We start from the raw sequence: 14,190 nt of genomic DNA, 5'->3' as shown, positions 1-14,190 counted from the left end.
CGACCGCCTGGCCTTGCCGCGCGTCGCGTTGACCGGCACTGTCCGGGCGCTTACCGTCGAAGAAGGGAAATCGCCACGGTGTGATTCACGGTCTGGGGCCGGATCGTGGCGGTTGATCTCCGGCGGGTCCCGCTCCTGGGACCGTCCGGCTGTCATTCGCCGGCCGTCAGGTCGGGCGAGGGGAGGCTTGCGTGGTCGAGGCTGGTTCCGAGAAGCAGCCTGTCGAGGTCGCGACTGGTGAGCAAGGGGAACTGTTCCCCGACAACTCGCTGCCCGACGAGCTGGTGGGCTACCGGGGTCCGGCGGCGTGCCAGATCGCCGGCATCACCTACCGGCAGCTCGACTACTGGGCCCGGACCAAGCTGGTCGCGCCCAGCATCCGCACCGCGCACGGCTCCGGCTCGCAGCGGCTGTACTCCTTCAAGGACATCCTGGTCCTCAAGGTCGTCAAGCGGCTCCTGGACACCGGCGTCTCACTCCAGAACATCCGGGTCGCCGTCGACCACCTGCGCGTCCGCGGCGTCCGCGACCTGGCCCGGGTGACGCTGTTCTCCGACGGCACCACGGTCTACGAGTGCACGTCGCCGGAGGAAATCGTCGACCTGCTCCAGGGCGGCCAGGGCGTCTTCGGCATCGCCGTCAGCGGCGCGATGCAGGAAATCAGCGGCACGATCCACGAATTCCCGGCCGAACGCGCCGACGGCGGCATCGTCGAGACGCACGAACCGGACGAACTCACCCAGCGCCGCAACGCCCGCAAGACCGGGTGATCACCACCGCGGCGGGCAGAGTAAGGTTCACCGTGCGGTCGACGAATCCGCGCGGGAGAGTCCGAGCCACACCTTGAGCTCGGCGCCGAAGGAGCAAGTCCTCCCCGGAACCTCTCAGGCACCCTGGACCGCGCGGACGAGACGCCTCTGGAAAGCGGGTCGTCAGGACACAGCCTGATGGCCCCGCCGACGGTGCAAGCCCGGCTCAACCTGCGGGCGAAACTCTCAGGCGCCTCCTCCGGGAGGTACGGACAGAGTGGGGAGGGCCAGGACATCGTCGTCCCGGTCCAGCCCCGCTGTCCCCAGGAGGCCATCGTGGATCCGTCACTCGCCTCCCTCGAGCAGGGCATTCCCTTCGCGGACCGGCACATCGGACCCGATTCCGCCGACCTCCGGCACATCCTCGACGTCATCGGCGTCGCCTCCCTCGACGAACTCGCCGAGCGGGCCGTCCCGGAATCGCTGCGGGACTCCGCCCAGCCGCTCGAACTGCCACCCGCCGCTTCCGAGGCGCAAGCCCTCGCCGAACTTCGCACGCTGGCCGCCCGCAACCGCCCGACCGCCGCCATGATCGGGCTCGGCTACCACGACACGGTCACCCCGCCCGTCATCCGGCGGAACGTCCTCGAAAACCCCGCCTGGTACACCGCCTACACGCCCTACCAGCCGGAAATTTCCCAAGGGCGGCTCGAAGCGCTGCTCAACTTCCAGACCGTGGTCGCCGACCTGACCGGGCTCCCCGTCGCCAACGCCTCCCTGCTCGACGAGGCCACCGCGGCGGCCGAGGCGATGACCCTCGTGCGCCGGGCCGGGCGGGCGACGTCGAACCGGTTCGTCGTCGACGAAGACACCCTCCCGCAGACCCTCGCCGTCCTCCGGACCCGGGCCGAGCCCCTCGGCATCGAACTCGTCGTCGAGGACCTCTCCCAGGGACTGACCGGGCTCGGGCTGGGCGGCGACTTCTTCGGCGTGCTCCTGTCCTACCCGGGCGCGTCCGGCGCGGTCCGCGAGCTCGACCTCGCCATCACCGAGGCCAAGAAGCACGGTGCGGCCGTGATCGTCGCCGCCGACCCCCTCGCCCTCACCCTGCTTCGGCCGCCGGGCGAGCTCGGCGCCGACGTCGCCATCGGCTCGACGCAGCGCTTCGGCGTCCCGCTCGGCTTCGGCGGTCCGCACGCCGCCTACCTGGCGGTGCGGCAGGGCCTCGAACGGCAGCTGCCCGGCCGGCTCGTCGGCGTCTCGAAGGACGCCGACGGCGCGCCCGCGTACCGGCTCGCCCTCCAGACGCGCGAACAGCACATCCGCCGCGAGAAGGCGACGTCGAACATCTGCACCGCCCAGGTCCTCCTCGCCGTGATGGCGTCGATGTACGCGGTGTACCACGGCCCCGACGGGCTGCGGTCGATCGCGCTGCGCACCCACCGGATGGCCACCGTGCTGGCCGCCGGCCTCGCCGAAGGCGGCGTCGAAGTCGTGCACGGCGAGTTCTTCGACACCGTCGTCGCGGCCGTGCCGGGCCGGGCGGACGCGGTCGTCGCCGCGGCCCGCGACCTCGGCATCTCCCTGCGCCGGATCGACGGCGACCACGTCGGCATCGCCTGCGACGAGACCACCACCCGAGAGCGGCTTTCCTGCGTCTGGAAGGCGTTCGGCGTCTCGGTGTCCGATGTGGACGGCCTCGACGCGGACACCGCGGACGCGCTCCCGGCCCCGCTGCGGCGGACGAGCGAGTACCTGACGCACCCGGTTTTCCACGCGCACCGCTCGGAAACCGCGATGCTGCGCTACCTGCGGCAGCTGGCCGACAAGGACGTCGCCCTCGACCGCAGCATGATCCCGCTGGGCTCGTGCACCATGAAGCTCAACGCCACCGCCGAAATGGAGCCGGTCACCTGGCCGGAGTTCGCCGGCCTGCACCCGTTCGCGCCGGCCGAGGACGCCGCCGGGCTCCTGGACGTCGTCGCCGACCTGAGCGCCTGGCTCGCGCGGATCACCGGCTACGACGCGGTTTCCCTGCAACCCAACGCCGGCAGCCAGGGCGAGTTCGCGGGGCTGCTCGCCATCCGCGCCTTCCACCGCGCCCGCGGCGAGCACGCGCGGGACGTCTGCCTGATCCCGGCGAGCGCGCACGGCACGAACGCGGCCAGCGCGGTGATGGCGGGCATGCGCGTGGTCGTCGTCCGCTGCGACGACGACGGCAACATCGACCTCGCCCACCTGAAGTCCACAGTGGACGGGCACCGGGCCGATCTCGCGGCGATCATGCTCACCTACCCGTCGACGCACGGCGTCTACGAAGACACCGTCGGCGAGGTCTGCGCGGCGGTGCACGACGCGGGCGGTCAGGTGTACGTCGACGGCGCCAACCTCAACGCGCTCATCGGCGTCGCCCAGTACGGCCGCTTCGGCGCCGACGTCTCGCACCTCAACCTCCACAAGACGTTCTGCATCCCGCACGGCGGTGGTGGCCCCGGCGTCGGCCCGATCGGGGTCCGCGCGCACCTGGCGCCGTTCCTGCCGAACCACCCGCTCCAGCCGGCGGCCGGCCCGGCCACCGGCGTCGGCCCGGTCAGCGCGGCGCCGTGGGGCAGCGCGTCGATCCTGCCGATTTCGTGGGCGTACGTCCGGATGATGGGCGCCGAGGGCCTGCGCCGGGCGACGCTCGTCGCGGTGGCCAACGCCAACTACGTCGCCCGCCGCCTCGCCGGCCACTACCCGGTCCTGTACGCCGGTCATGACGGCTTGGTCGCGCACGAGTGCATCCTCGACCTCGGGCCGCTGACGAAGGCCACCGGCGTCACGGTCGACGACGTCGCGAAACGGCTCGCGGACTACGGGCTGCACGCCCCGACCATGTCGTTCCCGGTCGCGGGCACCCTGATGGTGGAGCCGACGGAGAGCGAAGACCTCGCCGAGCTCGACCGCTTCTGCGCGGCGATGATCGCCATCCGCGGCGAGATCGACCGCGTCGCGGCGGGGGAGTGGCCCCTCGAGGACTCGCCGCTGCGGCAGGCCCCGCACACGGCCCGCTGCGTCACCGGCGAGTGGAGCCGCCCGTACAGCCGCGAAACCGCGGTGTTCCCGGCGGGGACGACGGCGGCGAAGAACTGGCCGCCGGTCCGGCGGATCGACGGCGCGGCCGGGGACCGGAACCTGGTCTGCTCCTGCCCGCCCCCGGAGGCGTTCGCCTCAACTCCGTGAGAGGTGGACCATCAGTTCGGCACGGCTGGTCAGGTCCAGCTTCCGGTAGATCTGCTGCAGGTGCTTCTGCACCGTCCGCGGGCTGATCCCCAGGAGCCGGGCGACCTCCCGGTCGGTCGCCGCCCGCGCCACACCGCCTCGGCCACCTCGCGCTCCCGCCTGGTCAGCACGGCGAGCGGCACCGCGGTGACCGGCCGGACCGGTGGCGGCTCCTCGCGGGCGAACGCCTGGGCCACGTGCGGGGCGAGCAGGTCCACCAGCTCGGTCCCGGGCGGAGAAGCCCGGGCGGGAGCGGTTGAGCGTCAGGATCCGCCCGTGCCGGGCGTCGGCCTGGACCACGCACAGCAGCTGGTCGGCCGTGCCCTGCGGCCGGTAGAAGTCCGTGTACAGCGGCAGCGCCCGCAGCGTGCGCTGGTCCGCCAGGTCGGTCAGGGCGGCCGACGCCCCCAGCGGCAGCCGGCCGCCGCGGTGGGCCGCGAACGCCGGGTGCTGGTGGGCCTGCGCGCGGAACTGCGGGTGGCGCAGCAGGTTCTGCTCCGGACGGTCGATCACCGTGCCGGTCAGCCGCCGGGTCGTGTGCTCGGTGCTCGTGCACGCGACGACGTCGCAGCCGACGAGCCGGCCCAGCGCGGCCAGGCCCGCAGCCGGTCCCGCCTTCAGTTCGTGGACGACGTCGAGTGCGCGGTGCAGGCACCGCGCGGTCAGTTCACTGCTCATCCCGCATCCCCCTCGGCTCTCCCGGTCGGAAAAGACCCAGGAGAGCCGAGGGAGATACGAACCGGACGCTACCGGGCGATCCGGACGTTCATCGTCGTGTTCGACCCGGCGCTGACCATCGACTGCGCGATGCTGCTGATCCCCGCGGGTGCGGAGTACTGGTTGTTGTTGCTGTCGTCTTCGTTGTCGAACCGCCGCGAGAACTCCTGGGAGCCGTTCGGGCAGTTCGCCCCGAGCTTCAGGACCGCGTAGGGCCGGAACGAGCCGGACTGCACGACGCCGCGGAACGCGGTGCCGTTCACCCGGCAGAAGAAGAACTCCGTGTTGCTCGTGCTGCTGACCGCGCCGATGAACCCGCCGCGCGAGTTCGTGTTGCCGGAGTCCTCGTCGTCCATCCGGATCACCACGGCCTCGGTCCCGGCCGGGCACGACCGGCTCGCCGGGATGACCCCGACGTCGGTCGTGGCCGCCTGGGCCGCGCCCGGGACGCCGAGCAGCCCGGCGACCGAAGCGAGCAGGAGCGCCGGAACGGTGAAGAGTCGTTTCATGGTGTGCCTTCTCCCCATTGCTGTGACCGGTCAAGGACACCAACCCGGGGCCTCGGGCGGCCATACGCACTTCTGCGTATGCCCACTGCGGGCGCACAGGAACGGCAGGTAGGTTGACGCCCATGGCGAATGGGCACGGTCCTGATCGGACGTCCGTGGTCGTGACCGGCGGCAGCGGCTTCATCGGCCGGGCCGTCGTGCGCGCCCTCCGCGGCCGGGGCGTCCCGGTCACCGTCGTGGACCGGGTCCCCTTCCCCGAAGACACCGACGGCGTCCGCGTCGTCACCGGCGACCTCCGCGACGCGGCCGTCCGCGAAGCGGCCGTGGATCGCGGGATCGCGGGCATCGTGCACCTCGCCGCGCTGACGTCGGTGCTCAAGTCGGTCGAGTTGCCCGAGGACACCTTCGCCGACAACGTCCTGGTCACCCAGGAGCTGCTGGAGCTCGCGCGCCGCCTCGAGGTGCCGAAGTTCCTGCTCGCCTCGACCAACGCGGTGATCGGCAACGTCGGCACCGCGACGATCACCCCGGACCTGCCGCTGCGCCCGCTGACGCCGTACGGCGCCACCAAGGCGGCGTGCGAAATGCTGCTGTCGGGCTACGCCGGGGCGTACGGCATGACGACGTGTGCGTTGCGGTTCACCAACGTCTACGGTCCGGGCATGTCCCACAAGGACAGTTTCGTGCCGCGGATGATGCGGGCCGCGCTGACCGGCGGCGGGGTCAGGGTCTACGGCGACGGCCGCCAGCGCCGCGACCTCGTGCACGTCGACGACGTCGTCCGCGCGGTCCTGCTGGCCCTCGACAGCGGCTACTCGGGCCACGCGATCGTCGGCGCCGGGCGCTCGGTGTCGGTGCTGGAGATGGTCGAGGCCGTCCGCGAGGTGACCGGCGCCGAGCTGCCGGTCGAGCACGTCGACGCCCCGGCCGGGGAGATGCCCGCGGTCGTCGTCGACGTCGCGGCGAGCGCGGAGACCATCGGCTACCGGCCGGAGGTCTCCCTGACCGACGGCCTGGCCACGGCGTGGAAGTACTTCTCCGGTCTCGCGAACCAGTGAGGGCTTTCCTCAAGCGGCACTGGCTGCTGCTCCTGCTCCTCGTCCCGGCGGTCACGCTCCGCGTGCTGACCTGGCTGGCCTACCGCCCGGCGCTGCTGTACATCGACTCCTTCCGCTACATCGACAACCTGCACGCCCTGCGCGCCGACCAGCTCAACCCGATCGGCTACGACCTCGTCCTGCGGCCGCTGCTGGCGGTCGGGGGGCTCGCCTGGGTCGCGGCGGTCCAGCACGCCGGCGGCGTCCTCATCGCGATCGGCGTCTACGGCCTGGTCCTGCGCCTCGGCGGCCGTCCGTGGGTGGGCGCGCTCGCGGCGACCCCGGTCCTGCTCGACGCCTACCAGCTGCAGATCGAGCAGAACATCATGTCCGAGGTGACGTTCGAGGCCGTGCTCCTCGGGCTCCTCTGGGCCATGCTCGGCTGGGGCACCCCGGGCTGGAAGCGCGCCGGCGCCGCGGGCCTGCTGCTCGGCTTCGGCGTGCTCACGCGGCTGATCGGGATCTCACTCGCCCTCCCGCTGCTGGTGTTCCTCGTGGTCGCCGGGGGAGCGTGGCGGCAGTGGGCCGGCTGGCGCCGGGCCGGCGTCGGCCTGCTGGGCTTGCTCGCCGTGCTCCTGCCGTATTCCGCCCGCGTGCACGCGGAGACCGGGAAGTGGGGCCTGACCGGCCCCTCCGGGAACATGCTCTACGGCCGCACCGCCGCCGTCGCCGACTGCCCGAACCTCCACCTCGCGCCGCAGCTGCAGGTGTTCTGCCCGGCCGAACCCCGCGAGAAGCGGCTCGTCGACAACTACACCCACGCCGACCTCGACCCGAACTGGCCCGGCCCGCTGCCCCCCGGCGCCGACAAGACCGCCCTGGCCCACCAGTTCGCCATCGAAGTCCTGAAGGCACAACCCGGCGACGTCGCCGAAGCGATCTTGGACGACTTCGCGAAGAGCTTCGCCTGGACGCGCGAGCAGGACCCCACCGACGTCCCGCTGGACCGGTGGCAGTTCCAGCTGACGTACCCGCAGTGGGCCGACCAGTCCCTGATCGACCTGGTCACGCTGCAGAACGACGGCGTCGTCGCGAGCGTCGACCGGCCACTGGCGCAGTTCCTCCGCGACTACCAGCTCGGCGGCGGGTACGTCGCGGGCGGCGTGCTCGGCCTCGGTGCGCTGCTCGGTCTGCTGACGGTGTTCCGGCGCAAGAAGCCCCTGGACCGCGCCCAGGCCGGGGCGCTGTTCGCGGCGTCGAGCGGGCTCGTCCTGCTGTTCGCCTCGGCCGCGTTCGAGTTCTCCTGGCGCTACCAGATCCCGGCGCTCGTCCTGCTGCCGGTCGCCGGGGCGCTCGGCTTCACCACGCTGACCTCGGCGAGCCGGAAGCGGCTCGCCGCCTTCCCCGACGACGTCGACTCGGGTGCCCTCGACGACTTCCGCGGCCGCCACCCGGGACTGACACTGGCGCCGCTGACCGTCGTCATCGCCGCCTACAACGAGGCCGGCGGCATCGGCGAAGTCCTGGAAAAGATGCCGGACCAGTGCCTCGGCATGCCGGTGGACGTCCTCGTCGTCGTCGACGGCGGGACCGACGACACGGCCGCGATCGCCGAGGCGCACGGCGCGTACGTGTGCGTCGCGCCCCGCAACCGCGGACAAGGAGCCGCACTGCGGCTGGGCTACCACCTCGCGGCCGAGGCCGGCGCCGAGTACGTCGTGACGACCGACGCCGACGGCCAGTACGACAACAGCGAGCTGGAAACGCTCGTCCGCCCGGTCGTCGACGGCACCGCGGACTTCGTCACCGGGTCCCGGCGGCTCGGGCACGAGGAGGCCGACAGCCGCGTCCGGTGGCTCGGCGTCCGGGTGTTCGCGGCGCTCGCGTCGGTGCTGACCGCGCGGCGGATCACCGACACTTCGTTCGGCTTCCGCGCGATGCGGGCGGACCTGGCGTGCGCGGTCCCGCTGCGCGAGCCGCAGTACCAGTCCTCGGAGCTGCTGCTCGGCGTCACCGCCCGCGGCGCCCGGGTGGCCGAACTGCCGATGAGCATGCGGCTGCGCAAGGCGGGCAAGAGCAAGAAGGGCGGCAGCCTGGTCTACGGCGCCAACTACGCCCGGGTCATGACCGGGACGTGGTGGCGGGGGTACGTGCTGCGCCGCGGCCGAACACGACCCGGTCGAGCAGCGTGAACTTGACGAGGAACACCAGCGCGTAACTGGCGACGTACGCGCCGTCGACGAGCACGACCCACCAGAAGTGCGGCAGCTCCAGGGGGGTCAGCAGCGAACCGGCGAGGGTCGTCAGGCCGATCGACGCCAGGCCGCCGAGCCCGATCACCGCGAGGTAGGGCAGCAGCTCGCGGCGGACGCGCGGCCGCCCGGTGCGGCCCCACACCCAGCGCCGGGTGACCAGGAAGTTCAGCACCGCCCCGGCCGCCCAGGCCAGCGTGCTCGCCAGGGCCGCGGCACCGCCGGTCGCGAGGACGGCCAGCAGGACGACCTGGCTGAGGACCGTGGCGGCGACCGACGTCGTCGCGGCGCGCGCCAGCCGCGCCCAGCCGCGGTGGCGGGTCGTCTCCGCCGTGCGGGGCCGCACGGCGTTGGTTACGGTCGTCATGCCCCCATCCTCCCCGTGGGCCGGTCGCGCCGCCGTCCGGGCCCCTCATGCATAGGAGATTCACAGGTCATTGCCAGGTCTTCATCAGCACGTGATCTATAGCGTTCGTGTGGCGTAAACGAGCAGGAAAGGCGGCACAATGCGTGTGCTGGTTCTCGGCGGTGACGGATATCTGGGCTGGCCGACCGCGTTGCACTTATCGGACAAAGGCCACGACGTGGCCGTTCTCGACAATTTCGCGCGGCGCGGGTACGACGCCGAACTCGGCGTCGAGAGCCTGGTCCCGATCGCCTCGCTCGCCGACCGCATCGCGACTTGGCAGGAGCTCTCCGGCCGGACCATCACCAGCTACGAAGGCGATCTCCTCGACGCGGAGTTCCTGTTCGAAGCGGTGCGTGACTTCGCGCCCGACGCCGTCGTCCACTACGCGGAGCAGCGGTCGGCACCGTATTCCATGATCGACCGCGAACACGCGGTGTACACCCAGCACAACAATGTGATCGGCAACCTGAACCTGCTGTACGCGATCGCGGAGATCGATCCGGCGATCCACCTGGTCAAACTGGGCACGATGGGCGAATACGGCACGCCGAACGTCGACATCGAAGAAGGCTGGCTGGACCTGGAGCACAACGGCCGCTCCGACCGGGTGCTGTTCCCGAAACGGCCGGGTTCCTTCTACCACCTGACCAAGGTCCACGATTCGCACAACATCGAATTCACCTGCCGCGCGTGGGGCCTGCGCGCGACGGACCTCAACCAGGGCGTGGTGTACGGCCAGCAGACCCCGCAGACGGCGCTGGACCCGCGCCTGGCGACCCGCTTCGACTACGACGCGGTGTTCGGCACGGTCCTCAACCGGTTCGTCATCCAAGCGGTGCTGGGCCAGCCGCTGACCGTCTACGGCAAGGGCACGCAGACCCGCGGCCTGATCGACATCCGCGACACCGTGGAGTGCATCCGCCTGGCCGTCGAGCACCCGGCCGAGCCGGGGGAGTTCCGCGTGTTCAACCAGATGACCGAAAGCATGTCGGTGGCGGCCATCGCCGACCTCGTCGCCGACCGGTTCCCCGGCCCGGTGCAGATCGAGCACCTGGAGAACCCGCGCACCGAGGCGCCGGAGCACTACTACAACGTGAAGCACACGGGGCTGGTCGGGCTGGGGCTGCAGCCGCACCTGCTCTCGGACACGCTGATCGAGTCGATGTTCGACATCGTGGGCGCCAACAAGCACCGGGTGAACCCGGAGAAGCTCCGCCCGGCCGTCCGCTGGCGGGGCGCGCTGAAGAGCTAGGCACCCCCGCTGCCCTGGCCGGTCGTGAGTGGCAAGGCGGGTTCCAACCCGCCTTACCACTCACGAGGCGGTCAGCCGGGCAGCTTGTCGAGGAAGCCGTGCACCTTGGCGATCTTGCCGTCTTCGAGCTCGACGACGTCGAAGCCGATGGCGACCGGCTCGGCACCGGGCGTGCCGAGGTACCACTGGAACCGGGCGAGGTCGTGGTGGGCGTCCGGGCCGGCGGGCAGGCTGAAGGTGAGCCCGCCGAACTGCGCCTGCGCCCCGGCCACGAACTGGTCGATCCCGTCGTGCCCGGTGACGGCGCCGAGCGGGTCGGTGTAGCCGGCGGTCTCGGTGAAGACGTCGGCGATGAGGGCGCGGCGCTTGTCGCCGTCGGTCTCGTTCCAGACGGCGATGTACTGCTCGACGAGGGTGCGGACGTCGGTCATGAAGCGTTCCTTTCGTTGGGGGACAACGGTTTCGGTCGTCCCTGCGCTGGAACCCACTCTGGCGGGCCGGTCGCGGCGCGTCGATTACGCGGGAGGTAATGCCCGGCCATTACCCCGGAAGTAATGGCCGCGGTTGCGCGGTCCCCGTAGCGTCGCTCGCGTGACGACCATGGTGCAGGCGCGGCAGCGGCCCGTCGGCGAGCTGCTGCGGGAATGGCGCGACCGGCGCCGGATCAGCCAGCTCGACCTCGCGATCTCGGCGGAAATCTCCACCCGCCACCTCAGCTTCGTGGAAACCGGGCGCTCCAAGCCGAGCCGGGACATGGTGCTGCGCCTCGGCGAGCACCTCGACGTCCCGCTGCGGGAACGCAACCGGCTGCTGCTCGCCGCCGGGTACGCGCCCGCCTACACCGAGACCGCGCTGGGGGATCCGGGGATGGACGCCGTCCGGCAGGCCGTGCGGCAGCTCCTGGCCGGGCACGAGCCGTACCCGGCCGCCGTCGTCGACCGGAACTGGGACCTCGTCGAGGCCAACACCGCCATCGGCCTCTTCGTCGCCGGGATCCCGGCCGAGCTGACCACCAACGTGCTGCGCGCCACCCTGCACCCCGACGGCATGGCCCCGCACATCCGGAACCTGGGGGAGTGGCGCGCCCACCTGCTCGGCCGGCTGCGACGCCAGGTGACCCAGACCGCGGACGCGGGCCTCGCCGCGCTCCTGGAGGAGCTGCGCGGGTATCCGTGCGACCAGCCCGTGCCGGAGGTCGAGGTGCCCGGGCCGGGTGACATCTTCGTGCCGCTCAGGTTCCGGCATGAGGGCACCGACCTGACGTTCTTCAGCACGGTGGCGACGTTCGGCACGCCGCTGGACGTCACCGTCGCGGAACTGGTGATCGAGTCGTTCTTCCCGGCCGACCCGGCGACCGCGGCGTTCCTGCGCGAGCGGGCCGCCCGGGTGGGATGATGGGGGTCCGCGCAGCATCCGAAGTGAGGATCACCGGTTGATGGCCGTCCCGCCTTCGCTCGCCCTGTCCGTCGGAGTCCGCATCCCCCAGCTGCTGTTCGGCGTCGCCGGCCTGTCCCCGGCCGAAACCGGCCGGGCCGTCCGCATCGCCCTCGACACCGGTTACCGCGGCATCGACGCGACACCGGGCACCGAGACGGCGGTGGGCGCGGTGCTCGCCGCGGCCGAGGTGCCCCGCGAAGACCTCTTCGTCAGCGTCCACGTGCCCGCCCAGGGCTATGATTCCGCCCGCCGTGCTGCCGACCAGGCGCTGGAGGCGCTCGGGCTCGAGCGGGCCGACCTGTGCCTGCTGGACGGCACGAAGGGCGCGTTCACCGACACCTGGCGCGCGCTGGGCCGGTTGCGTGCCGACGGGCGGGCCCGCGCGATCGGCGTGGCCGGGTTCGGCGGCTCCGAGCTGCGCCGGCTCATCGACGCGACCGGCTCGGTGCCGTCGGTCAACCAGATCGAGCTGCACCCGTGGTTGCAGCAGCTCCCGCTGCGCGAATTCCACGCCGAGCGCGGCATCGTGACGGCCGCCGCCAGCCCGGCCGCGAACGCGGCGCTGCTGTCCGACGAGACGGTCACCGCGCTCGCCGCCAAGTACGGCAAGACCCCGGCCCAGATCGTGCTCCGGTGGCACCTGCAGTGCGGCACGGTCGCGGTGGCGGCGTCGGCCACCACCACCCGAATCCGCGAGAACTTCGGGATCTTCGACTTCGAGCTGGCCGACGACGACCTCGCCGTGGTGGCCGAACTCGACAACGGCACGCGCGTCTAGCACCGGGGGTCCCGCTTGAGCCGGGGCGCGGCCGAGAAACGTCAGACGGTGCGTGGCTAGGTCGACTTGATGCCCGCGGCCGCGAAGTCGGCCTGCTGGGCCGGCTGCTCCAGGTACTCGCGGAAGGTCTGGGCGGCGCGCAGCGCGGTGTCGTCGATGCCCGGGCCGGCCAGCCCGATGAACGGGTAGTCCGCCGAGCGCGCGTTCGCCACCGACTGCGCGGGCGAGCCGATCATCTCCGGCTTCTTGGTGGTGAGCTCGCTGACCCAGTACGACGACTCCGGCAGCCACGCGGCGGGCAGCCCGCCGATGGCGTCCAGCTTCGCCCGGCCGACCAGCGCGTCGAGCACCTGCGCCGACGGCTTGGCTTCGATCACGACGTGCACGCACTGCCCGTGGACGACGGTGGCGGCCTGGTTCCACCGCTGGGCCGCGGCGGTGAGCGGCTTCTGCACGCTCGGGGTGACGACGATCCGCATGTTCGCGGTACCGCCGTCGCAGCTGTTGGCCTGCGCCTCGGCGCGGCTGTTGAGCTCGTTGTCGGCCCAGTTCCAGCCGACGACGCCGAGCCCGATGAGCACGGCGAGGACGGCGCAGGCGATCGGCCAGCCGGCGATCCGGCGGCGCGGCGCCTTCTTCCCGACGATGCGGTGCGAACCGGTGGCGTCGCTCTTGCCGACGATCCGGTGCGAGCCGGTGCCTTCGCTGCGGGCCGCCCGGTGCGGGCCGGTGCTGTCCCCGCGGCCGGCGCGCTGCGGGCCGGTGGTGTCGCCGCGGTCCGCGGGACGGGTGGCGGTGTCGTCGCGGTCGAGGGTCCGGGAAGCGCTGACGTCTTCGTCCGGCCGGGTGATGACCTCGGTCCGCTCGGCGGCGGCTTCGGCCGGGGCCGGGCCGCCTTTGCGACGCGAGCGGGAAGCGGCGGCGGGGTCGGCGGCTTCCGCCCGGCGGGACGCGCGGGTGGGCCGGCCGGAGGAAGGCGCTTCGACGCGGTCAGCGGCCGGGCTGTCGCCGCGCCGGCGGCGCGACCGGGTGGTGCTGTCGGCGCCGGGGGCCTCGCCGGGCTGCGTGGAGAGGATGGTCGTGGCTTCCGTGCTCGCCACCGGGTGGGCGCCGGAAGCTTCACCGCGGCCCGGGGCGCGGGTCACGGTGGATTCGCCCCGGCCCGCGGCCGGGTACGAGCCGGAGGCCTCGCCGCGGCGGGCGCCCGTGACCGGGTAGGAGCCCGACGTCTCGCCGCGGCGGGTGGCGGCGGGGGAGCGGTCGGCGGAGGTCTCGTCTCGGCGGGCGGCGGTGGCGCGCTCGGCAGTCGGGTAGGAACCCGAGGTTTCACCCTGGCGGGTGGCGGTGGGCCGTTCGGCGGCCGGGTACGCCCCGGAAGCCTCACCCCGGCGGGTGGCGGTGGTGCGCTCGGCAGCCGGGTAGGAACCCGACGTCTCACCCCGGCGGGCGCCGGAGGAACGTTCTGCGGCGGGGTACGCGCCGGAGGTCTCGCCTCGGCGGGCGTCCGGCGAGCGCTCGGCGACCGGGTACGCCCCCGATGCCTCGCCCCGCCGCGCGGCCGGGCCGTCGGCCGGGGGCGGGAAGCCGGGTGCCTGCGCCCCTTCCGTGAAGAACACCGATCCGGTGGACTCGCCCGCGACCCGGGCGATCCCGAACGCGTCGGAAATGGAGCTGCGCCCGGGGGTGCGGAAGGCACCGGACGCCTCGCTGCGTCCCTCGGCGGGAACGCGCGGCGTGCGGTCCTGAGGGTGCGGCACCGGCTCCTCGTCCCGGTAGTGTCGCCCCATCC

Annotated in this window: 12 protein-coding genes and 1 riboswitch; of the genes, 7 read left to right on the top strand and 5 right to left on the bottom strand. The window is 72.5% G+C overall.

All coding sequences use genetic code 11. The annotated features are described in order from the left end of the window. Positions 1–191: 191 nt before the first annotated feature. Positions 192–770: a MerR family transcriptional regulator gene (locus IE317_RS01965; protein WP_033260631.1), complete on the top strand. Its 579-nt coding sequence runs from the start codon at positions 192–194 to the stop codon at positions 768–770. A gap of 42 nt (positions 771–812) precedes the next feature. Beyond that, a riboswitch (glycine riboswitch) is annotated at positions 813–911 on the top strand. Between the two features lie 174 nt (positions 912–1,085). Further along, positions 1,086–3,971, top strand: coding sequence for an aminomethyl-transferring glycine dehydrogenase (gcvP, locus tag IE317_RS01960; RefSeq protein WP_191306274.1), 2,886 nt, complete (start codon positions 1,086–1,088; stop codon positions 3,969–3,971). On the opposite strand, the gene IE317_RS01955 is transcribed toward gcvP, so the two are convergent. Together IE317_RS01955 and IE317_RS01950 are read right to left on the bottom strand one after the other, a co-directional pair. After that, positions 3,960–4,688 carry a response regulator transcription factor gene (locus IE317_RS01955; protein WP_191306273.1) on the bottom strand — a complete coding sequence of 243 codons (729 nt, stop codon included), beginning with the start codon at positions 4,686–4,688 and terminating at the stop codon, positions 3,960–3,962. The two genes, gcvP and IE317_RS01955, sit on opposite strands and share 12 nt — an antisense overlap. A 68-nt stretch (positions 4,689–4,756) precedes the next feature. Continuing rightward, positions 4,757–5,236 (bottom strand): hypothetical protein, encoded by a 480-nt coding sequence (locus tag IE317_RS01950; RefSeq protein WP_191306272.1) that lies wholly within the window; start codon positions 5,234–5,236, stop codon positions 4,757–4,759. 122 nt (positions 5,237–5,358) lie between these two features. Here IE317_RS01950 and IE317_RS01945 point away from each other — a divergent pair, with 122 nt between their 5' ends. Continuing rightward, positions 5,359–6,294: an NAD-dependent epimerase/dehydratase family protein gene (locus IE317_RS01945; protein WP_191306271.1), complete on the top strand. Its 936-nt coding sequence runs from the start codon at positions 5,359–5,361 to the stop codon at positions 6,292–6,294. Continuing rightward, positions 6,291–8,465 carry a glycosyltransferase gene (locus tag IE317_RS01940; RefSeq protein WP_191306270.1) on the top strand — a complete coding sequence of 725 codons (2,175 nt, stop codon included), beginning with the start codon at positions 6,291–6,293 and terminating at the stop codon, positions 8,463–8,465. Before IE317_RS01945 ends, IE317_RS01940 begins: the two co-directional genes overlap by 4 nt. Here IE317_RS01940 and IE317_RS01935 read toward each other — a convergent pair. Beyond that, a complete protein-coding gene (locus tag IE317_RS01935; protein ID WP_191306269.1) occupies positions 8,395–8,892 on the bottom strand; it encodes a GtrA family protein in 498 nt (165 codons plus the stop codon). The two genes, IE317_RS01940 and IE317_RS01935, sit on opposite strands and share 71 nt — an antisense overlap. A 139-nt stretch (positions 8,893–9,031) precedes the next feature. Between IE317_RS01935 and IE317_RS01930 the strand changes: the two genes are divergently transcribed. Continuing rightward, positions 9,032–10,186: an NAD-dependent epimerase/dehydratase family protein gene (locus IE317_RS01930; protein ID WP_191306268.1), complete on the top strand. Its 1,155-nt coding sequence runs from the start codon at positions 9,032–9,034 to the stop codon at positions 10,184–10,186. A gap of 71 nt (positions 10,187–10,257) precedes the next feature. On the opposite strand, the gene IE317_RS01925 is transcribed toward IE317_RS01930, so the two are convergent. Then, positions 10,258–10,617, bottom strand: a complete 360-nt coding sequence (locus IE317_RS01925) for a nuclear transport factor 2 family protein (RefSeq protein ID WP_191306267.1) — start codon at positions 10,615–10,617, stop codon at positions 10,258–10,260. Positions 10,618–10,786: 169 nt separating this feature from the next. Between IE317_RS01925 and IE317_RS01920 the strand changes: the two genes are divergently transcribed. Both IE317_RS01920 and IE317_RS01915 read left to right on the top strand, forming a co-directional pair. Further along, positions 10,787–11,581: a helix-turn-helix domain-containing protein gene (locus IE317_RS01920; RefSeq protein WP_191306384.1), complete on the top strand. Its 795-nt coding sequence runs from the start codon at positions 10,787–10,789 to the stop codon at positions 11,579–11,581. Between the two features lie 40 nt (positions 11,582–11,621). Beyond that, complete coding sequence (locus IE317_RS01915) at positions 11,622–12,401, top strand: aldo/keto reductase (RefSeq protein WP_191306266.1); 780 nt, start codon at positions 11,622–11,624, stop codon at positions 12,399–12,401. A gap of 56 nt (positions 12,402–12,457) precedes the next feature. Here the strand turns inward: IE317_RS01915 and IE317_RS01910 are convergent, their stop codons facing one another. Beyond that, entirely contained in the window at positions 12,458–14,188 is a 1,731-nt protein-coding gene (locus IE317_RS01910; protein ID WP_191306265.1) for a hypothetical protein, read from the bottom strand. Between the last annotated feature and the right edge of the window lie 2 nt (positions 14,189–14,190).

Origin of the sequence: Amycolatopsis bullii (genome assembly GCF_014654205.1) — a bacterium.
GTDB lineage: Bacteria > Actinomycetota > Actinomycetes > Mycobacteriales > Pseudonocardiaceae > Amycolatopsis > Amycolatopsis plumensis.
The sequence above is the reverse complement of the archived record's forward strand: the minus strand, read 5'-3'. Positions and strand labels throughout refer to the sequence as shown.

Coding starts and splice junctions, on each gene's coding strand:
- IE317_RS01915 (WP_191306266.1), top strand. CDS start 11,622: ATGGCCGTCCCGCCTTCGCTCGCCCTGTCCGTCGGAGTCCGCATCCCC.
- IE317_RS01935 (WP_191306269.1), bottom strand. CDS start 8,892: ATGACGACCGTAACCAACGCCGTGCGGCCCCGCACGGCGGAGACGACC.
- IE317_RS01920 (WP_191306384.1), top strand. CDS start 10,787: ATGGTGCAGGCGCGGCAGCGGCCCGTCGGCGAGCTGCTGCGGGAATGG.
- IE317_RS01950 (WP_191306272.1), bottom strand. CDS start 5,236: ATGAAACGACTCTTCACCGTTCCGGCGCTCCTGCTCGCTTCGGTCGCC.
- IE317_RS01945 (WP_191306271.1), top strand. CDS start 5,359: ATGGCGAATGGGCACGGTCCTGATCGGACGTCCGTGGTCGTGACCGGC.
- IE317_RS01930 (WP_191306268.1), top strand. CDS start 9,032: ATGCGTGTGCTGGTTCTCGGCGGTGACGGATATCTGGGCTGGCCGACC.
- IE317_RS01955 (WP_191306273.1), bottom strand. CDS start 4,688: ATGAGCAGTGAACTGACCGCGCGGTGCCTGCACCGCGCACTCGACGTC.
- IE317_RS01925 (WP_191306267.1), bottom strand. CDS start 10,617: ATGACCGACGTCCGCACCCTCGTCGAGCAGTACATCGCCGTCTGGAAC.
- IE317_RS01910 (WP_191306265.1), bottom strand. CDS start 14,188: ATGGGGCGACACTACCGGGACGAGGAGCCGGTGCCGCACCCTCAGGAC.